Source organism: Bacteroides pyogenes DSM 20611 = JCM 6294 (genome assembly GCF_000428105.1).
Classification (GTDB): Bacteria; Bacteroidota; Bacteroidia; order Bacteroidales; family Bacteroidaceae; genus Bacteroides; species Bacteroides pyogenes.
On record NZ_ATZH01000011.1, the window covers coordinates 94,082 to 118,261 of the forward strand.

At 41.9% G+C, this 24,180-nt stretch carries 18 protein-coding genes and 1 riboswitch; of the genes, 5 read left to right on the forward strand and 13 right to left on the reverse strand.

Translation table 11 applies throughout. The annotated features are described in order from the left end of the window. Nucleotides 1-15: 15 nt before the first annotated feature. From C234_RS0103480 to C234_RS0103545, 12 genes are all read right to left on the reverse strand, one after another. The gene (locus tag C234_RS0103480) at nt 16-621 is read right to left on the reverse strand and encodes an IMPACT family protein (RefSeq protein WP_027324635.1); all 606 of its coding nucleotides are present in this window, start codon (nt 619-621) and stop codon (nt 16-18) included. A gap of 72 nt (nt 622-693) precedes the next feature. Next, entirely contained in the window at nt 694-1,719 is a 1,026-nt protein-coding gene (locus C234_RS0103485) for a threonine aldolase family protein (protein ID WP_027324636.1), read from the reverse strand. A gap of 189 nt (nt 1,720-1,908) precedes the next feature. Next, a complete protein-coding gene (locus C234_RS0103490) occupies nt 1,909-3,156 on the reverse strand; it encodes a DUF1015 domain-containing protein (RefSeq protein ID WP_027324637.1) in 1,248 nt (415 codons plus the stop codon). A gap of 16 nt (nt 3,157-3,172) precedes the next feature. Next, the gene (locus C234_RS0103495) at nt 3,173-4,093 is read right to left on the reverse strand and encodes an NAD(P)-dependent oxidoreductase (RefSeq protein WP_027324638.1); all 921 of its coding nucleotides are present in this window, start codon (nt 4,091-4,093) and stop codon (nt 3,173-3,175) included. A 111-nt stretch (nt 4,094-4,204) separates the two neighbouring features. After that, on the reverse strand, nt 4,205-5,272 hold the full coding sequence (serC, locus tag C234_RS0103500; RefSeq protein WP_027324639.1) for a 3-phosphoserine/phosphohydroxythreonine transaminase: 1,068 nt from the start codon (nt 5,270-5,272) through the stop codon (nt 4,205-4,207). A 351-nt stretch (nt 5,273-5,623) separates the two neighbouring features. Next, nucleotides 5,624-6,958: a DEAD/DEAH box helicase gene (locus tag C234_RS0103515; RefSeq protein ID WP_027324640.1), complete on the reverse strand. Its 1,335-nt coding sequence runs from the start codon at nt 6,956-6,958 to the stop codon at nt 5,624-5,626. A gap of 66 nt (nt 6,959-7,024) precedes the next feature. Then, nucleotides 7,025-8,299 (reverse strand): NADH:ubiquinone reductase (Na(+)-transporting) subunit F, encoded by a 1,275-nt coding sequence (gene nqrF, locus C234_RS0103520; protein ID WP_027324641.1) that lies wholly within the window; start codon nt 8,297-8,299, stop codon nt 7,025-7,027. 19 nt (nt 8,300-8,318) lie between these two features. Further along, on the reverse strand, nt 8,319-8,945 hold the full coding sequence (gene nqrE / locus C234_RS0103525) for an NADH:ubiquinone reductase (Na(+)-transporting) subunit E (RefSeq protein ID WP_027324642.1): 627 nt from the start codon (nt 8,943-8,945) through the stop codon (nt 8,319-8,321). Between the two features lie 37 nt (nt 8,946-8,982). Continuing rightward, nucleotides 8,983-9,618: an NADH:ubiquinone reductase (Na(+)-transporting) subunit D gene (locus C234_RS0103530; RefSeq protein WP_027324643.1), complete on the reverse strand. Its 636-nt coding sequence runs from the start codon at nt 9,616-9,618 to the stop codon at nt 8,983-8,985. 14 nt (nt 9,619-9,632) lie between these two features. After that, nucleotides 9,633-10,310, reverse strand: coding sequence for a Na(+)-translocating NADH-quinone reductase subunit C (locus tag C234_RS0103535; RefSeq protein WP_027324644.1), 678 nt, complete (start codon nt 10,308-10,310; stop codon nt 9,633-9,635). Between the two features lie 14 nt (nt 10,311-10,324). Then, nucleotides 10,325-11,494, reverse strand: a complete 1,170-nt coding sequence (locus tag C234_RS0103540; RefSeq protein ID WP_027324645.1) for an NADH:ubiquinone reductase (Na(+)-transporting) subunit B — start codon at nt 11,492-11,494, stop codon at nt 10,325-10,327. Nucleotides 11,495-11,562: 68 nt separating this feature from the next. Next, nucleotides 11,563-12,912 carry a Na(+)-translocating NADH-quinone reductase subunit A gene (locus C234_RS0103545; protein ID WP_027324646.1) on the reverse strand — a complete coding sequence of 450 codons (1,350 nt, stop codon included), beginning with the start codon at nt 12,910-12,912 and terminating at the stop codon, nt 11,563-11,565. 572 nt (nt 12,913-13,484) lie between these two features. Beyond that, nucleotides 13,485-13,695, forward strand: a riboswitch (cobalamin riboswitch). A 101-nt stretch (nt 13,696-13,796) separates the two neighbouring features. On the opposite strand from C234_RS0103545, the gene C234_RS0103550 reads away from it, so the two are divergent. From C234_RS0103550 to C234_RS0103570, 5 genes are all read left to right on the forward strand, one after another. Beyond that, nucleotides 13,797-14,936, forward strand: a complete 1,140-nt coding sequence (locus tag C234_RS0103550) for a DUF5074 domain-containing protein (RefSeq protein WP_244947364.1) — start codon at nt 13,797-13,799, stop codon at nt 14,934-14,936. A gap of 9 nt (nt 14,937-14,945) precedes the next feature. After that, nucleotides 14,946-16,973, forward strand: coding sequence for a TonB-dependent receptor (locus C234_RS0103555; RefSeq protein ID WP_248596476.1), 2,028 nt, complete (start codon nt 14,946-14,948; stop codon nt 16,971-16,973). A 179-nt stretch (nt 16,974-17,152) separates the two neighbouring features. Further along, entirely contained in the window at nt 17,153-20,353 is a 3,201-nt protein-coding gene (locus C234_RS0103560) for a SusC/RagA family TonB-linked outer membrane protein (RefSeq protein ID WP_027324649.1), read from the forward strand. Between the two features lie 11 nt (nt 20,354-20,364). After that, nucleotides 20,365-22,074 (forward strand): RagB/SusD family nutrient uptake outer membrane protein, encoded by a 1,710-nt coding sequence (locus tag C234_RS0103565; RefSeq protein ID WP_027324650.1) that lies wholly within the window; start codon nt 20,365-20,367, stop codon nt 22,072-22,074. 28 nt (nt 22,075-22,102) lie between these two features. Beyond that, nucleotides 22,103-23,362: a DUF2264 domain-containing protein gene (locus C234_RS0103570; RefSeq protein ID WP_027324651.1), complete on the forward strand. Its 1,260-nt coding sequence runs from the start codon at nt 22,103-22,105 to the stop codon at nt 23,360-23,362. Nucleotides 23,363-23,909: 547 nt separating this feature from the next. Here the strand turns inward: C234_RS0103570 and C234_RS0103580 are convergent. After that, on the reverse strand, nt 23,910-24,180 hold a 271-nt coding region (locus C234_RS0103580; protein ID WP_154656391.1), incomplete at its 5' end, for a transposase.

Below are 24,180 nucleotides of genomic sequence, written 5' to 3' on the forward strand. Positions count from 1 at the left end.
TTATCATTTAAAAAGTTACGAAGCCGGGATACGGGCAGTTTCCACTGTCTCCAGCCGGGCACGCAATTTAGGCATCATCGAACGGCGGATACGCAGGGTCATGCAACAGTCCATGTCATACGACTGATTCAAAATTTCCGGTTCTTCCTCCTTAACGATACGCATAATGTCGTTCATAAAAGGATATTCGAACCATACCGTTACTTCCTCGTCGATTGTCTTTTCTATAATCGTGGCAGAGGCTATCGCTTCGGCCGCAGCCGCCTTATAGGCAACAATCAATCCGCTTGTACCCAGCTTGATTCCTCCGAAATAACGGACAACGATGATCAGAATATCGGTCAATTCATTGGAATTAATTTGCCCGAGAATCGGCTTGCCGGCCGTACCCGAAGGCTCGCCGTTGTCATTTGCCCGATAGTTTTTCCGCTCTGCTCCCAACATATAGGCATAACAAACGTGGCGGGCATCGTAATATTTCTTTTGATACGTATCCAGATGCTGTTTCACTTCCTCAAGATTCCGCACAGGAAGGGCAATGGCAATAAACTTACTGCGTTTCTCGGTGTAAATACCCTCTGACAACCCGGCAATGGTTTTATAAGTATCTTCGGCAATCATAACGCAAAGATACTGTTTTCGAGAATTGCACGCAAAAAAACAGGAAATTGATTGGATGGAAGAATGATTATCTCATCGTTGTTTCAAGTCGTCAATAAATCGGTCCACTTGTTCTTCATCCGTAGCCCATGAAGTAATTAAACGAATGGCCGACTGCTTGGCATCAACAGGCTGCCATATATAAAAATCATACTTTCGACTCAACCGATCTATAAGTTCTTGAGGAAGAATAGGAAAGATTTGGTTTGAAACAGGTCGAGTAAGAAAAGAATAGCCCTCTGTTTTTATCGCATCCGCCACTTTCATAGCCATTGAATTTGCATGTTTGGCTAATTGAAAGTACAAATCATCTTTAAAAAGTTCAAGAAACTGTATTCCCAACAGCCGCCCTTTAGCCAATAATGCGCCTCTTTGTTTTAGAATATAATCAAAATCTTCTGCCCAAAAAGCCTTATTGAACACAACGGCTTCGCCCAGCAAAGCGCCGTTCTTCGTTCCTCCGATATAAAAGATATCGGTATAAGCTGAAACATCGGGCAATGTTAAGTCATTGTCTTGCGCAGTGAGAGCATTTCCGAGTCTTGCTCCGTCTAAAAATAAATATAAATCTTGAGATTGACAAAATTCGAAAAGCTCCCTTAATTCCGATTTTCGATACACCGTTCCGATTTCTGTAGAATTAGAGATATAAACCATTTTAGGCTTTACCACATGCGGCCTAAGCGAGTATTCTTTTAAAACTTCAGCAATGGCAACCGGAGTCAACCTGCCGTCTGCCGTTTCAATCGTGATTACCCGATGCCCGGTCGCTTCTATGGATCCTGTCTCATTCGCATAAATATGTCCGGTTTTCGCACTGATAACAGCTTCGTGCGGACGCAGCAACGAAGCGATAACAATCAGATTGGTTTGAGTTCCTCCCGAAAGAAAATAAATCACCGCTTCCGTATTACTTATTTTTTTTCTCAATACTTCTTTTGCCTGCGCCGAATATTCGTCTTCTCCATATCCCGGTTGCTGAATTAAATTCGTCTCGACAATTTTATTGAGGATGCGGGGATGCGCTCCCTCCGAATAATCATTTTTAAAGCTATACATATTGCTATTACAATTATATATCAAACGTCTTTATGTCTCAGCTACTTCCCGTGTATTCACAAAATATAAAACAAAAAACACACATAAAAGCCGACTATATCTCCACACAATTTTTTTAAAAAAGGTTGAAAGATATAACCGGCTTCTAAAAATACTCATTACTAATGGAATCTTCAGCAATATATTTAATTAATCCAATCGATGAATTACTAATCCCGAACGAAGTTTCGGCTCAAACCACGTAGTTTTGGGAGGCATGATATTACCGGTGTCTGCAATATCCATCAATTGTTTCATCGAAACCGGGTAGAGCGCCAAAGCAACTTTCATTTCTCCGCTATCCACACGCTTTTTAAGTTCTCCCAATCCACGGATACCTCCGACAAAATCGATACGTTTGTCTGAACGAAGATCCTTGATTCCGAGTATTTCGTCCAGAATCAAATTGGAAGAAATAGTGACATCGAGCACACCGATAGGATCGTGATCATCATAAGTTCCGGATTTAGCCGTCAGACTATACCACTTTCCATCCAGATAAAGAGAGAAATTGTGCAGGGCTGACGGATGATAAATCTCAGTTCCTTTCTCTTCCACTACAAAATTCTTTTGCAAAGCAGTCAGGAATTGGTCTGCCGTCAGTCCGTTCAAATCTTTCACCACCCGGTTGTAATCGATAATGGTCAACTGATTCGCAGGGAAACACACAGCCATGAAGTAATTATACTCTTCATCACCGCGATGGTCCGGATTTTGTTTTGCTTTTTCGGCTCCGACTAATGCGGCAGCGGCAGAACGATGATGTCCGTCGGCAATATATAAGGCAGGCATTCGGGCAAATTCATCAGTGATCAAAGCAATATCTTCCGCCCTGTCTATTACCCAAAATGTATGGCCGAAGCCATCACCCGGAGCGATAAAATCGTATTCAGGCTTCTGAGCGGTATACTTTTTAATCACGGCATCCAACTTTGCATTATCGGGATAGGCGAAGAACACCGGCTCGATATTGGCATTATTCACACGCACATGTTTCATACGGTCTTCTTCCTTATCGCGACGGGTAAGTTCGTGTTTCTTAATCACACCGTTCATGTAATCGGGCACGTATGCACCTACCACCAGTCCGTATTGTGTCTTTCCGTTCATTGTCTGGGCATAGATGTAATAATTCTCTTTCGCATCCTGCACCAACCAGCCTTTTTCCTGAAACATCTTGAAGTTGTCGGCAGCTTTGGCATACACACGTTCGTCATGCTCGTCCGTACCGACCGGAAAATCAATTTCCGGTTTTATAATATGATATAACGACTTTTCATTTCCGGCAGCTTCTGCCCTTGCTTCTTCCGAATTAAGAACATCGTAAGGACGGGAAGCTACTTGCTCTACTAAGTCTTTCGGGGGGCGAATCCCCTTGAAAGGTTTGATTTTTGCCATGGTAAATATTATAGTTTTACTTGTTTACTCTGAATTTCTCACATCCGTCTTTCAAGAAACCTACAATCTGCTTAGCCGCAGCAATACCGGCATTGATATTTGCTTCGGCAGTTTGTGCTCCCATCTTCTTCGGATTGGAGAAATAACGTCCTGCGAACTTCCGGTTCATCTCCTCATGGGCAGCAGGCATTATATCGGTAATATATTTAAAGTCGGTACGCTCTTCCATTATTTTCATCAATTCGGCTTCATTGATTACTTCTTTACGGGCAGTGTTTACCAACATAGCGCCTTTCGGCATATTCTTCAGCAGAGAATAATCGATCGAATTTTTAGTATTGGCGGTTGCCGGAATATGAAGAGATACAAACTGACAGGTTTTATACAATTCTTCGGCTGAATCCAACGCTTTTACGCCGTCTTTCTCAATCACCTCTTTCGGACAGAAAGCATCGTACGCATAGATTTCCATTCCAAAACCTTTGGCAATGCGTGCTACATTGCGACCGACATTTCCGTAAGCATGGATTCCCAGCTTCTTGCCTAAAAGCTCCGTACCTGATGTTCCGTTATAGAAATTACGGACGGCATATACCATCAAGCCCAATGCCAATTCAGCCACGGCATTCGAATTCTGTCCCGGCGTATTCATTACACATACTCCATGGGCGGTAGCAGCAACGAGATCGACATTATCATATCCGGCACCGGCACGCACCACAATTTTCAATTCTTTGGCAGCATTAAACACCTCGGCATCTATAATATCGCTACGGATAATAATAGCATAAGCATCTTTCACGGCATCCAACAGTTGCCCTTTTTCTGTATATTTTTCAAGCAAAGCGAGCTCATATCCGGCAGCTTCTATTTCTTTGCGAATACCGTCTACTGCAATTTTAGCAAACGGTTTTTCAGTGGCGACAAGTACTTTCATAATTCCCTCTGTTTATAAATAAGAACCACCACAGATTACACAGAGCATACACAATTATCATCATAGCATGACCCTGCTGCAGTCCGGGTAATCTGTGGTGAAAAAATAATATTAATGAAGTTTCTCAAATTCGCGCATACAATCGATCAATGCCTGTACGCTTTCTTTCGGCATGGCATTATAGCACGATGCACGGAAACCGCCTACAGAACGATGACCTTTGATACCAACCATACCTCTTTCGGTAGCAAACTTCAGGAAGTCGGCCTCGAGCTCTTTAAATTCAGGTTTCATGACAAAGCAAATATTCATACGCGAACGGTCTTCTTTCGCAGCCGTACCTACAAATAACTTGTTACGATCAATTTCCGCATACAGCATATCGGCCTTTTCAATAGCACGGCGCTCCATCTCTTTCACACCACCTTGCGCCTTAATCCAACGAAGGGTTTGCAATGCGGCATAGATCGGCAATACCGGAGGGGTATTGAACATCGAACCGTTATCAATATGAGTCTGATAATTCAGCATGGTGGGAATATAACGCGATACTTTCCCTAACGCCTCATTCTTCACGATTACAAAAGTCACGCCGGCAGGAGCCAAATTCTTCTGCGCGCCACCGTAAATACATACATATTTAGAAACATCAATGGGACGAGAAAAAATATCGGAAGACATATCCGCTATCACCGGCACAGGAGAATCGATATCTTTCTTTAACTCTGTTCCGAAAATAGTATTGTTCGTCGTTATATGGAAATAATCGGCATCTGCCGGAATCGTATAGTCTTTAGGGATAAATGAAAAATTAGCATCTGCAGAAGAAGCTACTTCAATCACTTCACCAAACGCCTTAGCTTCTTTGATAGCTTTTTTCGACCATGTACCGGTATTCAGGTAAGCAGCTTTCTTTTCCAGGAAATTGAAAGGAACCATGCAAAACTCCAGGCTGGCGCCCCCTCCTAAAAATAACACCGAATATCCCTCAGGAATTTGGAGCAATTCTTTGAATAATGCCACAGCTTCGTCAACCACAGGTTGAAAGTCTTTAGCACGATGGCTGATTTCCATCAAAGAGAGACCGGAATCATTAAAATCCAGAACAGCTTTTGCTGTATTCTCTATAACCTCACGGGGAAGGATGGAAGGGCCTGCATTAAAATTATGCTTTTTCATTTGAAGTTTGTTTTTTTGAGTTTAACAATTCTGTTAGCTTATGTCTTCCGACATGGCGAATATACAAATTTTATTCTCGGTTAACAAAACTTTCTTTATAAAATCATGATAAAAAAACGGACAAACTTTCTTTTTTATAGTTTTATGCAGGATATATACACGATATTGACATGTATACATGACAAGATGTAAGACAAAGATTGCAAACAAGGCTCTTTTCATCGTAGCGATGAAAAGAAGGAAGCCGAGAAAAGAAAAGCAGAAAAAGCATTGAAATGGAGCGAAATCTCACCGGATATGATACATTTTTTATTTTCCATAACAAATAAATAAATGGAAGAGAACAAGGTATCATTTGGCTTCCTCTATAATGGTTTTCATTCCCTTGATTTTCTCACCACGAATCAAAGTAAGCAATTGATTGACTTTTGTTTTGCGAACAGCCACAAAAGAATAATGTTCTTTCACATCGATAGAACCGACATCATCACGATTCAAGCCTCCTTTCTTATACAAGAACCCGGCAATATCCATTTTGCTCATTTTGTCCTTTTTCCCTTTACCTATATATATAGTACTCCAAATCGATTTTGACGGTAAAGGTGGATTATCGGGTAATACAAATGGATTGATACTTTCCGGAATATACAAAGGCAACTGTTCTTCTGCATGAAGGAGCACATACGATGTTCCCAAAGCATCCCATCGTGCCGTACGTCCGTTTCGATGGGTAAAAGCTTCTTCGTTTACAGGCAAATGATAATGAACCACATGCTTGACTTCTGTAATATCCAATCCGCGGGCGGCAAGGTCGGTAGAAATCAGCACATAGCAACTTCCGTTCCGAAATTTATATAAAGCCCGTTCCCGGTCGGGTTGTTCCATCCCCCCATGGAATCGTTCGGAAAAGAGTTTTCTCTCTTTCAATAAAGAGTATACCCGATCTACTGATTCGCGGTGATTGCAAAATACAATAGTGGAAGCATTCCCTAACGTACAAAGCAGACGGTAAAGCGTATCGATCTTATCTTTGGAGGGGGAAATCACTTTCATCAGCGTAAGCCGGGAGGTTTGTTCCGTAGACAGTTGTGGAAGGAAATTCAATTTTACAGTTTGATTCAACCCGGTAAATTGAGGAATTTCTTCAGCATCTGTAGCAGAAAGCAGCATACGTTTTCTTAATCCCGGGAGTTGGGTAATAATTTCCGCCATTTCATCATGAAAACCCAATTCCAGCGATTTGTCAAATTCATCGATAACCAATGTGTGAATGCCGGAAACATCAAAATTCTTCTTGGAAAGATGGTCGGTCATTCTTCCGGGAGTACCGACAATCAAAGCCGGACGATTGCCTGCTATACTTTTTTTTTCTTCTGCAATGGGATGCCCTCCGTAACAACAACATATTTTCCATGGGGTTCCCATCTCCTTGAACACATTCTCTATTTGCAAAGCCAATTCTCGGGAAGGAACCAGAATCAACGCCTGAACCCGGTCATCGTCTTTTTTCAAAGAGAGAAGCAAAGGTAAAAGGAAGGCCAATGTCTTGCCTGAACCGGTCGGTGACAAAAGAATAAGGTCTTTTCTCCCTGTTCCCTGTTCGAGCGCCGCATCCTGCATCGGAGTCAGCGACTCGATTCTCAGGTTCCGAAGCGCCGACTGTATAAGTTCGTTTTTCTGTAACATGGGGCAAAGATACGAAAAAAGGGGAACTTGCCCCCTTTTCCATCTTGTATCTAGCAAAGAATTTTCTTACCCGCCGAAATCATCGAACATCAAATTCTGTCTCGGTACGCCAAGATTGTCGAGCATATTCTCAACAGCTTTCGACATCGGACCGGGACCGCACATATAGTATTCAATGTCTTCGGGAGCTTCGTGATCTTTCAGATAAGTCTCAAGAATCACCTGATGAACAAATCCCGGTGTATACTTCACCCCTGCGGCATCCGCGGCAGGATCCGGACGGTCGAGTGCCAAATGGAACGAGAAATTCGGAAAATCTTTTTCCAATTGAAGGAAATCTTCGAGATAGAATACTTCGTTCAATGCGCGCGCGCCATAAAAATAAGACATCTTACGGTTGGTGGTGTGAAGCGTTTTCGTCAAATGCATAATCTGTGCACGTAGAGGCGCCATCCCTGCGCCGCCGCCAATCCACATCATCTCACGATCTGAGTCGAAAATGGGATGGAAGTCTCCGTAAGGACCGCTCATCGTTACTTTATCACCCGGTTTCAGCGTGAAGATATAGGATGAAGCAATACCCGGCATTACATCCATGAATCCGGGACCTTGTTCTTTCGGTTTGAACGGAGGTGTAGCAATACGTACCGTCAGCATGATACGATCTCCCTCAGCGGGATAATTGGCCATAGAGTAAGCGCGTACGGTTTCTTCCGTATTGGTACATTTTAAACCGAACAGACCGAATTTCTCCCATGCAGGCAAATATTCATCGCCAATAAGGCTCTTATCAATATCCTTATTATAATCCATCGTATATTTAGGAATCTTGATCTGTGCATACGATCCCGGCAAGAAATCCATGTGTTCGCCCGGAGGCAAAGCAACGATAAATTCTTTAATAAATGTTGCCACATTCTTATTCGAAATAACCTCACACTCCCACTCTTTCACGCCCAATACACTTTCAGGCACTTTAATAGCCATGTCTCCTTTCACTTTTACCTGACAACCCAATCGCCAATGATCTTGTTGTTGCTTACGGCTGAAATGAGGAGTCTCAGAAGGTAAAATTTCACCACCGCCTTCTATAACCTGACACTTGCATTGTCCGCAAGAACCTTTTCCGCCACAGGCAGAAGAAAGGAAGATGCCATTGACAGACAGTGTATTTAACAAAGTGGATCCGGAAGCTACATCTAATGCCTCTTCACCATTAATTGTCAGTTTCACGTTTCCGGAAGGTACCAAAAAGTTCTTGGCTACCAACAGGATGACAACAAGCAGCAGAATAACCACAAGGAATACTCCAACGCTCGCCAATATTAAATTCATATCCATTGTTGTATACTTTACTTTATTAGATGTTCAAACCAGAGAAACACATAAACGCGATGGCCATCAAACCTACAGTAATAAACGTAATGCCTAATCCTCTCAATGGAGCAGGCACATCCGAATAAGCCATTTTTTCACGAATAGCGGCCAATCCTACGATTGCCAGGAACCAGCCGATGCCCGAACCCAGCGCATAGGAAATTGCATCGGCAACACCTCCTATGAATTTCGGATCACTTTCACCTAAAGTAATACGTTGCTGCATAAACAGCGAAGCTCCCATAATGGCACAGTTTACCGCAATCAAAGGCAAAAAGATACCGAGCGACGCGTATAAAGATGGACTGAAACGTTCCACGATCATTTCTACCAATTGCACCATACCGGCAATAACCGCAATGAAAAGAATAAAACCAAGAAAACTAAGGTCTACTCCTTCAACGATAGCATTAGCTGCCAATACTTTCGTTTGCAAGAAATAGTTGACAGGAAGAGTGACTACCAATACAAAGGTTACGGCAATACCTAAACCCACGGCAGTCTTTACATTTTTCGATACAGCCAGATATGAACACATACCTAAGAAGTAAGCGAATATCATATTGTCCACAAAAATAGAGCGGACGAATAAACTGAATAAATGTTCCATAATAAGTTATGAATTTTAAGTTATGGGTTATAAGTTATCACTTTTCTTGCAATTCTTTATGACGGGCGCGCTGATACCAGATGACACAAGCGCAAATGACCAATGCCATTGGTGGCATCAACATCAAACCGTTGTTTACATATCCGACATTCCGAATCGGTTCATAATTCAATATATTGAATCCAAGCAACGTTCCCGAACCAAACAATTCGCGGAAAAAACCTACAATCACCAGAATTTTGGCATATCCCAATCCGTTGCCCACTCCATCGAGAAAAGATTCCCAAGGAGCATTTTGCATAGCAAATGCTTCAAGACGCCCCATCAGGATGCAGTTGGTGATAATCAAACCCACATATACCGAGAGCTGTACGCTCACATCATATGCAAAAGCTTTCAATATTTCACTTACAATAGTTACTAAAGCTGCTACCACTACCAGCTGTACGATAATTCGAATACGATTAGGAATGGTTTTACGCAACAAAGAAATAACTACATTTGCAAAAGCCGTAATCACTGTTACCGAAAGTCCCATTACAATAGCCGGTTCCAATTTAGCTGTAACAGCCAATGCAGAACAAATACCCAATACCTGCACGGTCACGGGATTGTTCATTCCCAGCGGAGTAGAGAATACTTCTTTGTTTTTCTTTGAAAATAGTTGTCTCATATTCTGCTTCCTCCTTATTGTTTAGTTAAAAATTTGATGTAACTTTTCAAGCAATCTTTCAACATGGCATCCACACCTTTCGATGTAATGGTTCCACCCGAAATACCATCCACTTGAAACTCGGGTTTTTCTACTTTTCCATTCTTCTCTACACCCAAAGCTATTTCACCATTTTCCAACGCTTTCTTTCCTTCAAACTGTTTCTGGAACCAATCCGTAGCAATTTCAGCGCCCAATCCCGGAGTCTCACTTGCATGCGAAAAGTAAGTGCCGTAAACTGTGCTTTTATCTTCATTCAAGGCAACATATCCCCAAATGGCTCCCCAAAGACCGGCACCATAAACCGGAAATACATATTTTGTCTGACCGTCGATATGGCATACAAATAAGTGCAAACGCCCTTTTTCCTTTGCTTCTTTTTCATAATTGGAAGCGAATGCGCCAGTGTTTTCGGTCAATGAGCCGTCTTCAGCCATTAACATATCTGCCTGTACATATTTATCATACTCTGCGTCTGCATCTTTCACATCCTTGATGTTCAAAGCTGCAAGAATTTGTTTCTTCGTATCCAACTGAACATTTTTGTCTTGTCTGTCTTTCAATGCAGAGCTGACAAAAGCCAGAAGAAATGCAACGATAATTACCATTACCGAAGCATAAATGATTGTATACTTATTGCTATTAGTATTCATTTTTATTCGGTATTTTATTGGTTAGACTTAAGTGCGCGTTTCTCACGACGGCTGATATTGTTCTGCATCACACAATAATCGATTAAAGGAGCGAAGATGTTCATCAACAAAATAGCAAGCATCATGCCTTCGGGATAACCCGGATTCAAGACACGGATGACAATTGCCATCATACCGATGAGTAATCCGAAAATAAACTTGCCTTGCTCGGTACGGGCAGAAGTAACCGGGTCGGTAGCCATAAATACGGCACCGAAACAAAATCCACCCAAAACCAGATGTTGATACCAAGGCATTTGAGCCATTGCCGTATTCGGGCCGATCAGATTAAAGACTAAAGCCATGAATGCTCCACCTGCAAAAACAGAAAACATTGTTTTCCAGCTTGCGATACCGGTCCATAAAAGAATTACAGCACCAAGCAGAATAGCAATTACACTTGTTTCGCCTATAGAACCGGGGATAAATCCCGTTATCATATCCACATCAAATGCCGGAACAGTGCCTGTTGTTGCTGCTTGTCCTAAAGGAGTAGCTACTGTAAGTCCGTCCACGTTTTGTCCCAAGCCTAAAATACGTTCACTCGATACCCAAACAAGATCACCGGACATTTTAGTAGGATAAGCAAAAAACAAGAAAGCACGAGTAATTAAAGCTACATTGAAAATATTCATACCCGTACCACCAAATACCTCTTTAGCAAAGATTACAGAGAACGCTGTCGCTACGGCGAGCATCCACAAGGGACAGTCTATTGGAACAATCATGGGAATAAGAATACCGGAAACGAGAAAACCTTCTTGTATTTCTTCTTTTTTCCACTGAGCTACCATAAACTCAATGCCGAGTCCTACAACATAAGAAACAATAATTTTAGGTAATACTGCTAAAAAACCGTAACCAAACAATTCAAAGAAGCTTCCGGTAGTTCCGGTGTGCGTAAAATGCTGGTAACCGATATTGTACATACCGAACAACAAAGCCGGTATTAACGAAATGACTACAATCGACATGATACGTTTGCTGTCAATCGCGTCATGGATATGCGTTCCCGTTTTCGCAGTCTTGTTAGGCACGAACAAAAATGTTTCGAAGCCATCGAATACCGACTGAAACGCGTGGAACTTGCCTCCCTCTTCAAAGTTCGGCTTTATCTTATCGAGATATTTTCTTAACGCTTTCATTAATAATATATTTATTATTTTTTCTACAATTAATCATTAATATTTTGCTGCATAGCTATTTATGCCTCTTATGTCATTTCTGCTCTGAACATATCCAACCCGGCACGAACAATACGCTGCAATTCCATTTTTGATGAACAAACAAATTCGCAAACAGCAAAGTCTTCGGGTGCAACTTCGTAAATACCCAATGCTTCCATACGATCAATATCTCCTGCAATTATTGCTTTAATAAGGAATTCGGGGAGAATGTCCATCGGGAAGACTTTATCGTACTCACCGGACATAATCATGTGACGTTCACCTCCTTTAATCCGAGCGTCAAGCGTATATTCTTTCTTACCAGTCAGCCAACTGAAATAAGAATGGTTAGCACTGAACTGATTGCAACGAGGCATGATCCATCCTAACATTTCATGCGTATCATCACCTTCAGGAATAACTGTAAGCTGACTGTGGAAAGCACCAAGAAATCCATTTGGAGAAACTTGTTTTCCCGTCAACACATTTCCGCTGATATATCGTAATCCTTTATTTTTCGTCACGTTACCTGTAAACACATTCGTAAGTAAAGCTCCTACTTGAAGTTTACAATAAGAAGGTTTTAACACTTCGGAACCGGTGACAGCTACAGTACGGGTAAAATCTACACGACCGGTATTAAACACACGTCCAATAAATATAACCGCTTGCGGATCTATTGTCCATACTGTTTCCCCCTTAGAAATCGGAGCGATGTGATTAATCTGAACTCCTACATTTCCTGCAGGATTAGGCCCTTCGAATGAAGTAACGGTTACGTTTTTTGCATCCGTCAAAGCTGTAGCCTTTTGCTTAACGCTGATACTTAAATACGTTTTAGCCAATTTGGCAAGAGCATCAAGTCCTGTCTGGAAGTTCTCTTCTTCGCCTCGCAAAGCGATTTCAAAATCGGGAGCCAACGGATTAGTATCAAAAGCTGAAATAAAGATTGCTTTCGGAGATACTGTAGGATCGGCTATAACGTCATACGGCCGTTGCTTGATAAAGGCGAAAAGACCGGCTTCCAACAATGCGTTTTTCACAGCTTCAGCATCCATCGTTTCGACTCTTTTCTTACCGAACTCCTGATAATCCTGTTCGGCAGCAGCTTCCACCACAATATTCAAAACTTTACGGCGGGCACCGCGCTCCACACTTGTCACTACACCGCTAACGGGCGATACAAATTTCAATTCAGGATGATACTTGTCAATAAACAAGGGTCCACCGGCCATTACATACTCCTGTTCTTTCACCACCACTTTCGGCGTTACCCCTGTAAAATCATCGGGTACAAGAGCGTAAAATCCCGGTTCTTTTACAGTTGTATACACTTCGGCAGCTTTCCCTTTCAGGTTTATGTCAAGGCCTTTGCGTAACTTTATTACATTTGCCATGTGTTATTATAAAATAATGGTTTCATAAATTTTTCCGCAAAAGTAATAAATAATAATTTGATTAGAGAGGAAATAGGCAATGAATTAAAGAGATATTTCCGCAATTATTTTCGTGCACGGGCACAAATATAGAAAAACGATATTTTAATCACAATAAATTTGTTGATGAAACTAAAGAATTAATAAAAACAAAAAAAACAAACTCAAAGAAACATCCAATAAATAAAATTTATCAATATCATAGCAACAGTAAATTCATAAAAATCGGAATAAAAAGATAGCTAACAAGGGAATGTAAAAATGAATATTTCAAAATCTTTAAGACTAAAAGGGGAATATTTTATTGAAAGTGTTTTGATAAAAATCTTACAAACTAACCACATAGAAAGCATGTTAATGATGTAAGCAATGTTCAAAAGATATTGGACCTTGCGAGTTATACTTTATTCTTAAATTAATTCAATCGAAAATTATACCAGGCATAGTGTTTTTTAATCCCGACTCTATTAAAAGAGAAATGGTTTAGACACAAAAAAATCAATAATTAATAGAAATACCAAAATATTTCTCTATTTTTGCTTCATTATTCAGGTGTTTTTCAACTTGTTCTAGTTGAGAAATGAAAAGGGAACCAGGTGTAAATCCTGGACAGACCCGCTGCTGTAAGCTCCATCACAACGTATAGAGCATCTACTTTAAGCCACTATCTCCATTCTTTTGAGATGGGAAGGCGCTCTGAATACGGGAGTAAGTCAGAAGACCTGCCGGAATATAACATACATTGTTCAATGTTTTTAAGGGAAAGAAACAGAGCAAACAATATTTATTGAATATAAATATGAGCTACTCTTTTTTGTTTTTTTAATTTAATAAAAAGTATAGTAATGTTATTATTGAACAAAAAATTATGGGCACTGCTATCGGCCATGCTCATTCTGTCGTTTACCGCATGTAGTGATGACGACTCCGACTCTCCGATTAATTCCGGAGAAGAAAGTAGTATTGAAGCTCTTGTTCTGAATCAAGGAAGCTGGAGCAAGAATTTGGGAAGTATCTCGGTCGTTTATCGGAATGGGATGGTAAATCCTGATATTTTTCGGCAAGTAAACAATCGCCCATTGGGAGATGTGGCACAATCTATCGAAGAAATCAATGGAAAATACTTTGTAACACTCAGCAATTCAAAGAAAATAGAAATAATTGCCCCCGAGTCCTTCCGTTCGTTAGGTACCATACTATACCCGAAAGAGGGAAATCCACAGCAAATTGTCGCCATCTCAGATAATGAAGCCATCGTATCTGACATAAAAAATCAATTGGTACGTATAAAAACCGTAGCCCCATACGATAAACCCTTGGAATATATTTCTATTCCATCGGCAATACAGTATATGGCAGTGCTGAATAACAAATTGTTTGGGTTAAGCAAGCAAGGATTATACGTTTTTGATCTCGATAGAATCAACGCGCAATCCGTCCGCCAAATACCGAATATAAAAAGTTCGGAGGAAACCAGTACCTGCAAAATGCTTGTGGATAAAAACAAAAAACTATGGGTATTGATGAATGAAAAGGATGGCATAGTATTGAAATGTGTAGACCCCATACAAGAAAAAAGCGTTGCAAGTCATAAGCTTCCATTTGTATCCGAAGAAGACATAAAGCCCGGTGATGTGTGGGCAGGAGTGAGTTATAACCGCACGGATATCGACCCTACATTAACGTGGATTTATTTTAATGTACAAACCTGTACGATAAAATCCTCTTGGTCGGGAGTGTCTACACAGCAAAGTGTATACCGAATGAATGTAGAAACGGGTAAATTTGAGCTGTACAGAGACGTTCCCGGAATAAGTATGATGTATGGCTTCGGAGTAAACTCCGAAGGAGACGTATTCATTTGTGATTGTCTCGACTATTCATCCCAACGGGGTTATCTCCGTAAATTCAAGAAAGACGAAATGATTATCAGCTATCGGGTAGGTATTTATCCGGCTCAAGTGTATTTTCCTAAAACAAAATAAACAATCGGTGTGAGAATATCCACTTGCAAAAAGCTTTTAATTAGCATATTGGGCTGCTTGGGCTGCTTGGACAATCCGGCAGCCCAAACTGTTGATTCCATCGCCATGTACGGCCAAATTGATACTGTCGAAATCGTGGCGCAGCGTATCCGTCATATGGATGAGACGAATGCAGGAGCTAAAATCATGTCTATCAATTCAAAAACATTACAAGCCAACAAAACCCGTTCGCTGGCAGAAATATTAACCGACCACACACCCGTATATATCAAAAGTACGGGAACAGGGGCATTGGGCACCGCATCTTTCCGTGGAGGAAGTGCGTCACAAACCCGCGTCAACTGGAATGGCATTAATATCACCCCGCCCATGTCGGGTACGTTCGACTTCTCACAAATTCCCGTATTCTTCATCGATAATATCGATTTATACTTCGGAAGCAGTCATACAAAGAATGGCACAGGTGCCATAACAGGCAGTGTAAATCTATTCTCCAACCCGGATTGGGATAGCGGACCGAAAGGAAAAATTTTTGCAGAGTATGGTTCGTATAATACATACACTGCGGGTGGACAATTGAATATCGGCAAAAAACGAAAAGCTGAAAAAACACGCATATATTATCAGCATTCGGATAATAGCTATACCTATTTGAATAAGATATTGACAAATAATCCTTTTCGGGAGAAACGGCAAGACGCCGATTATACGCAATGGGGAATGACACGGGAAGATTATTTTCGTCTGTCGCCTTATATGAATCTGACAACGATAGGATGGTTGCAGCAAGGGAAACGGATGCTTCCTCCTCCACTGGGTGTCGTCAACACTTCGCACGAACAACAAAAAGAAACTAATCTGAGAACTTATGCGGGAATGGATTATCGCCGCGGCATCCATGAGCTACGTCTCAAAAGCTCATGGCTTTATTACCGACAAAAATACGAACAATGGTACGATAATCGTTTCTTCGATCCGAAAGGCAATATTAACTCTTCACATACTTGGCAAGGAATAGTAGATTACTCGTGTGCTCCAAGCAATCGACTGATATTGAATACTACACTGACCTACTCACATGATCTTATTAAAATCAAAAGTTATATAGATATCGATTCATCTAAATATATAATCGATGACGTACATTATGACATTCCTGTGGCGGATGCTCCTTTCACTCACCACCGAAACATTCTGTCATGGCAAACATCTACACGCTGGAATCCTATTCAGTGGTTATTAGTCAATGGTCAGTACATGTTCGAGCAGAATGACCGTAAAGGAATATCTACCTGGTCGGCCGGTTTTCTAGTCAACCTTTGGCAAAAAGAATTGCAAATAAAAGGTAACGTGGCATACAACTATCGGTTTCCAAGTATGAATGACTTATATTGGCGTCCGGGGGGAAATCCGAATGTGAAGCCGGAAGAAGGCTACTCTTATGACGCTTCAGTGTCTTATAAGAAAAAATTAAATGAACTTTTAATTCTAAGTGGGGAATTTTCAGGTTATCTGATGCACATAGATAATTGGATTGTATGGCTCCCGAAAGACGGAAACCAGTGGATATGGACGCCGCAAAACAAACGAGATGTTCTTTCTGCCGGAATAGAGTTTTACGGAAAAGCGGAGTTTAAAAAAGGTGATTGGGAAACAGTTTTATCTGGAAACTTCAGTTGGACGCAATCACGCACACGCAAGAAACAACATGAAGACGACCATTCTTACATGAAACAAATACCTTATGTCCCCAAATACAAATGGAATATGCGTCTGGAACTGAATTATAAAAAAGGCTTTTTGTCGTGCCAAACAAGTTATATAGGGAAACGTTATATAACAACCGATCAATCTTATTCCACAGCTTCTTATTCAGTTCACAACCTTCTTGCGGGTTATCAGTTTGAGATTGGAAAACGGTTCACATTAACTCCCCAACTTCGTATAGATAATTTACTTGATACATATTATGAGTCGACACAATATTACCCAATGCCTTTACGCAATTGTTTGCTCTCGTTAATGTTAGAATTTTGACTCCTCCATTTATAAATATCATTTCTTGTCAAAAAGCAGCTTTCTGAACAAATTTAGAAGTAAAATGAACAATATTAGACATACTCGGTGCTTGTTTGCTTTAACTTTGTAAGACACAAATTATTGCTTATTAAATCTTTCTATAACCTTATTATTATTCATTAAAATCTAATATAATTATGAGAAAGAAGTCATTATTCTTCGTTCTGCCAAGGAAATTATTGTGGGCTGTCCCTGTTTTCCTTGCATTCTCCGGAAAGGCAAACGCAATTCCTTACTCTCCACTCCCATCGGTCGAAAATGTCCAGCAACAGGAAAAAGTTACTGTGGCGGGAATTGTGGAAGATAAATCGGGACCGATTATCGGTGCCAATGTTCTCGAAAAGGGAACTTCGAACGGAACTATTACCGACCTTGACGGAAAGTATTCGTTGAAAGTTTCGCCCAATGCAACTCTGATTATAAAATTTGTAGGATACAAAGATGTGCAGGTATCCGTTGCGGGAAAAAAAGTGATCAACGTGACTCTTGTTGAAGATGCCAAAGCTTTGGATGAGGTGGTAGTGGTAGGATACGGCACACAAAAGAAAGTAAATCTGACGGGGTCTGTATCTTCTATTAATGTAGGCGAACTGGCCGAAAGCCGCCCCATCACGAATATTTCACAGGCGCTCGCGGGTATGGCGGCCGGCGTGCAGGTTTCTTCTGCCAACAACCAGCCGGGTAATGATAACGCCACCATTAAAGTGCGCGGACAAGGTACACTAAACAGTTCGGCGCCATTGATTATTATAGATGGTGTGGAAGCCGGGATCAACACGGTAAACCCGCAGGATATAGAGTCTATGTCTGTTTTGAAAGACGCGGCCTCTGCTGCCATTTACGGGTCGCGTGCAGCTAATGGAGTAATTCTTATTACAACCAAACAAGGGAAAGCGGGAGACTTCAAAATAGAATACAACGGTTATGTGTCTTTTGAATCTATTCGCAATACACTGACTCCCGTATCCGACTATGCCGAATACATGGAATTAGTCAATGAAGGGTATGGAAACTCCAAGCTGAAAAAGCCATTCTCTGAAGCAACTATCAAACTATGGAGAGAAGATGCCGGGAAAAATCCGCTGCTTTATCCGAATACGGACTGGATAAAAGAGACTTTCCGCTCATCGACAGCTACGAATCATGTGATCTCCATGAGCGGAGGCAGTGAGAAATTACGTTTTTATTCTTCATACGGCTATAATAATGATCCGGGTGTGATGGAAAACTCCGGATTTAAAAAGCATAATGCCCGCCTGAGTATAGATGCCAATGTGAAGCCTTGGTTCAAATTGGGTGTACAAGTAAGCGGATATGTCTCGGATATGGAGCCGGCAGCCAAATATAAAGATTCGGGAACGGTAGTAGACGACATATTCACTTATGCGGCCGCCACTACTCCCGGAATGGTATTTCGCGCTCCCGACGGCAGATATGGCGGAATGAACTCGTCGGAAGATGCGGCACAGTCCGCCAGCAACAATCCGCTAGCACGCCTGAACAGTATTGCCGGCAATATTCGGAAAAATAATTTCCGCTCTCATTTTACAGGAGTGCTTACTCCGTTTACAGGATTCTCTATCACAGGAACTTATTCGTATGAGTTTGTGGACGAACAGGTAGAGACCAAACCTGTTTTCATCGATAAGTGGAATTTTCAAACGGAAACGATTACTTCCTCCAACCGAGGGAAAACCAGTATCTACAACTCCAACGGAAAAGTGGAGCGGTATTTCAATGATCTTGTGATGCGTTATGAAACCAGACTGCTCGAGAAAAAGTTGGGATTAAACGCGATGTTGGGTGGAAGTCAGGAACTTTTTAGATCGAAAGGCTTCAATGCCCGCAAGTTCGACATGATCGATACGGGACTTGACGTAATCGATGCGGCAACCGGGGAGGCTAGCGCAGGCGGATCTAAAACAGAATGGGCTATGCGCTCTTACTTCGGACGCATTAATATGGATTGGGATAATAAATATCTGCTTGAGGTGAACTTGCGCGCCGACGGGTCTTCACGTTTTCTTTCGAACAAACGGTGGGGATATTTCCCTTCTTTCTCGGCTGCATGGCGCATCGATCAGGAACAATTCATGGAAAATCTGGTCAACAAAGGATTAAGCAACTTGAAGCTACGCGTTTCCTACGGATCGTTGGGAAACAACTCGGTTGGCAACTACGATGCGCTTTCTCTTTTCTCTAATAAAGACAAAAATGGTAGATTGGTCAGCTATGTTTTGAACAACAGCTTGGCTATGGGACTTGTGCAAGCTGCTATCGCCAATTCGCGGCTGACTTGGGAAACGACTAAAGTGGCAGACTTCGGATTGGACTTCGGACTGGCAAATCATCGCCTGACGGGAACAATCGACTACTTCCACAAACGGACCACGGGCATCCTTATAAATTTGCCTGCACCCGATGTACACGGGATTGCCTCTATTCCGAAAGAGAATAGCGCCACTGTGACAAACCAAGGAGTCGAGTTCACACTCGGATGGCAAGATAAGATAAAAGATTTCTCTTATGCTGTCAACGCAAACTTCACTTATGTAAAGAATAAGGTAAACAAATTTAAGGGAAAGGATGTCGGCGGACAAGCTATCAGCGGAGCGAATCTGATTTGGGAAGGACATTCCATCAACTCGCAATACTTGCTGATAGTAGATCGTTTGTTACAGACGGATGAAGACATGCAACTTGTGCAAACCATGATAGACAATGCTCCGCTGGACGAGAATGGCAACAAGAAAAATCCGTTTGCAGCATTCGGTACCCCGCAAAAAGGAGACTTGTTGTACAAGGATATCAATCATGACGGCATTATTGATAATAATGACAAGAAGATCGTCAGTGACGGTCCCAATCCGAAATATTTGTTTGGCGTCAACCTTTCGGCAGCATGGAAAGGGATTGATTTCTCTTTGCTGCTGCAAGGTTCGGCAGGTATCAAAGAATTCTGGATGTATACTCCTTACAATACTCCGAGTGTCCGCATCGGTTATCAACTTAACAAAAAGGTTACTGACGGACGCTGGTATGAAGGTCGTACAAATGCAACCTACCCTCGCCTGCTCGAGTACAACAACCGGGTCAACATGCAGACAAGCAATTTTTATCTGGAGAACAAAGCTTTCGTAAAAATACGTAATATCCAATTAGGATATACTCTTCCGAAAACATGGACGCAGCAAGTACATATAAACCGTGTACGCCTGTACGGAAGCTTGGAGAATTTCTTTACGTTCACCAAATACAACGGTTTCGATCCGGAAGTCAGCAGTATGAATTATCCGACCATGAAACAAGCGGTGATCGGACTTAACGTAACCTTTTAACCCAGTATATTATGAATAAAATACATAGATTTTCCATAATGATGGTCGCGCTTCTGCTGATGAGCAGCTGCTATGACCTGGACAGATATCCTTTCGATCGTCCCAATGCGAATAATTTCTTTCAAACAAAAGAACATGCCGATCAGGCTATGATGGGAGTTTACAGTACGATGCAATACGAAGCCGTATTCGGCATGCATTTCGGCATAGACTGCCTAGGAGGAATAGCAATGGGATACGACAATGCGTCTTATCAGTCTATACAGCGCGGCACGTACGATGTGAAGAACTCGTACGGAGCCAATAAATTCAAATACCTATACGAAGGAATTGCTCGGGCCAATATTGTTCTCCAGAACTTGCATCGTTGTCAGATGGACGAGAAACTCATCGAACGCTATAAAGGAGAGGCTAAATTTTTACGCGCTTTGTATTATTTCTCTTTACTCGACTTTTTCGGCGCGGTGCCTGTTTACGATGAAAGTGTGATTGTTGAGAAAGATTACGGCAACATGCTTGAGCCCAGAACTCCTGCAGACAAAGTCCGTACTTTCATCCTGAAAGATTTGGATGACGCGATTGAAGCCTTGTCGGGGGAAGAGTGGGCTGATTCGCAGAAAGGACGGGCAACTGCCGAAGCAGCCATGGCGTTGAAAGGCAAAGTTCTGCTGTTCAATAAACAATATAAAGAGGCGGCTGTGTGTTTTGAGAATGTTGTCAAAAGTGGGAAGCATGCCTTGTATCCCGATTATGCGGGCTTGTTTAAACCCGGAGGCGATGAAAGTTCGGAAATGGTTTTTGCCATTCAGAATATGGGAGGAGTAGGAAAAGATGTAGGAATGCCCTTGACTTTTTACATGGGCAGCCGCGCCGCTTTCGGAAGCGATTGGAATAATGTGATGGCAGCCACCAGTTTTGTCGATTCGTACGAATGGAAAGACGGTCGCCCTTTCGATTGGGAAGAAGTAATTCCGGGGTTTACTACCAGCGATGAGATAAAGAACAAGACTTTCCGTGCCACATTGAGTCAAGACAAGACGAAAGTAAAAACATATCCCGAAGCTAGGGAGAAACTACTGAAAATGTATGAAGAACGCGACCCGCGTATGGCAGTATCCGTCATATTGCCTTATTCTTCTTTCAAAGGGTGGTATGCCAACGCTCCCATGGATTGCGAATACGTTGTGGCGTCAGGTGTTAACGAAAAGTATGGAATGATACGTGTAAACCAAAATTTCGAAACTTACCTGTGGAGAAAATTCGTAGCGGAATATAACATGGGCGGAGCAATCAATAATCGCGCGCATACGCCTATCAATTTCCCCTTGATTCGTTATGCCGATGTGCTGTTGATGCTGGCAGAATGTTACAACGAAGAAGGCAAACAAGATGATGCTGTCGGATTGATCAATGAAGTTCGCGCACGTGTGAATATGCCCGGCATCAACAGTGGTCCTGCATGGCTGGAAGCCCGGACAAAGAATCAAGTATTTGCACGTATCCGTCATGAACGGGCTGTAGAACTTGCTGCCGAAGGATTAAGTTTCAGCGATATGCGCCGTTGGGGCTTGCTAGAGACACTCAATGAGAAAAAAGAGAAAGATTTCACCGGTAAGGTTCGTTACACGCGTAAAGTTAGCAGCCGCGACTATTTATGGCCTATCCCGGCAGAAGAAATCGAGAAGAACAGCTCTTTGAAACCTAATAATCCGGGATGGTAAGCCATATATCACAGATAAATATTCGATCATGGAAAAAAGAATAAAATATAACATTCTCCTTTTATTGATACTCTTTTTTGTTGTGCCTATGCAGGCACAACAAAAAAGAAAGGAAAAAGGCCGGAGCGAGTTTTCCGATGGAACGACCGACCGGAAAATATGGGTAGACGCTTTATACAAAATAGCTTTTCCTGTCATTCATAATCTTGCTGAAGGAACGTTAAGCAAAAATATGCCAGTAGAAACTTCTCCCGATTATGGGCTGGATGCAAAAAAAGTGACCTATCTGGAAGCTGTGGGCAGAACTCTTGCTGGAATTGCTCCCTGGCTGGAATTGCCCGATGACGATACGGAAGAAGGAATATTGAGGAAAAGAATCAGAGAAAAGGCGGTGAAAGGATTGGTCAACGCCGTCGATCCCCTCAATCCCGATTATCTGAATTTCAGAGTTCATCAACAACCCATTGTAGATGCAGCTTACGTGGTTCATGCCTTTTTGCGCGCTCCAAAAGCATTGTGGGAACCGTTGAACGAAACGACCAAGCAACGTTTTGTAGAAGAATTCAAATCGCTTCGCAACCGTACGGGAGCTTACAACAATTGGTTGCTGTTTGCTGGAATTACCGAGGCGTTTTTAATGAAAATCGGCGAAGAATACGATCCGGCAAGAATCAATATGGCCGTTTATAAGCTTCGCGAATGGTATGTGGGCGATGGATGGTATAGCGACGGTGGAAAATTCAGTATGGACTACTACAATGATTACGTAATGCACCCCATGTTGGTAGATATGCTCAAGGTACTAGTCGATGCCGGTAAGATGAATGTCAATGAATATGATAAAGCATTGAAGAGAATGATTCGACATGCAGAATTTTCAGAACGCCTGATCGCTCCAGATGGAAGCTATCCTCCGTTCGGACGTTCCATAACTTACCGTACGGCTGCTTTTCAATCATTGTGTCAGGTGGCTTTAATGGACAAGCTACCCGCACATATACTGCCGGCTCAAGTACGTTGCGGTCTCACACGCGTCATTTATAATATGTATGACGGGAATCAGAATTTCGATGCCGGCGGATGGCTGGTATTGGGCTTCAACGGTCATCAACCGGAAATAGCAGATGTGTATACTTCTACGGGGAGTCTCTACATGGCAACGTTGGGCTTCCTTCCACTGGGACTGCCCGCTAATCATCCTTTCTGGACAGATGCTCCTGTCGAATGGAGCGCTTTGAAAGCTTGGAAGGGGGAAAAAGTGAAAAGAGACTATAAAGTAGAGTATTGAACCCGAAGGTGTCACTCGGTTTTTATAGATTCTTTTGCAACAGACGGAAATAAGCAAAAACAGCTTGTAAGTGAATGGAAGGATAATGCCCTGATTCATTTTCACTGTAAAAGACTTTGACATATAATCTGCAGCCAAGCAAATGCTTGTATACATAATTGTGGCTCGTGGAATTTTGCTTTATAACTTGTTTCATTTCATAAAGCAAAAATTCCACGAGCCACGATGGTTGAGAGTATGATTCTCCCGTAAAACTTTTCCTTATTCCGGATGAGAATAAAGCCATGTTGTCGGCAATATATATACCCATCGAAGCAAACAATCGGCTATATTTCAGTGAGGTAACGCATAAAGAAAATAATTCGCCAGGCTTACTCTTCCCGATGTCTCCGATGCACTGTGCTGGCTTCCTTACTTTAATGAAAATCTCAAGAACAGTGAACACTTCATCTTAAAGAAAGAAACCTTTCCTTTTGAATGAAGAAGTTTCTTTCTTGTTTTGAGCATCAATACTTCACATTCTTAAGTTAACGTGAGTTCGACGAATTTAGAATAGTGCAAGTTGTGTATCCAGTGTCCTCTGTACATTGATGCACGGCTTCTTTGGGAACAAGCAATATGCAGCAATAGCACCGAGCAGATTGACGATGAAATTATCAAAGCATCTGTGTCTGGAATGCTCTATCTGTGCAATATTCTTCAGCTCATCATTCACGGTTTCTATAATAGCCCTCTTTCTGAGCAAGAGCTTATCGGAGACGCTCATCAAAGCCCCTTTCATATTGCTCTTCAACTTAGTAATAAGCTGTATTCCATCA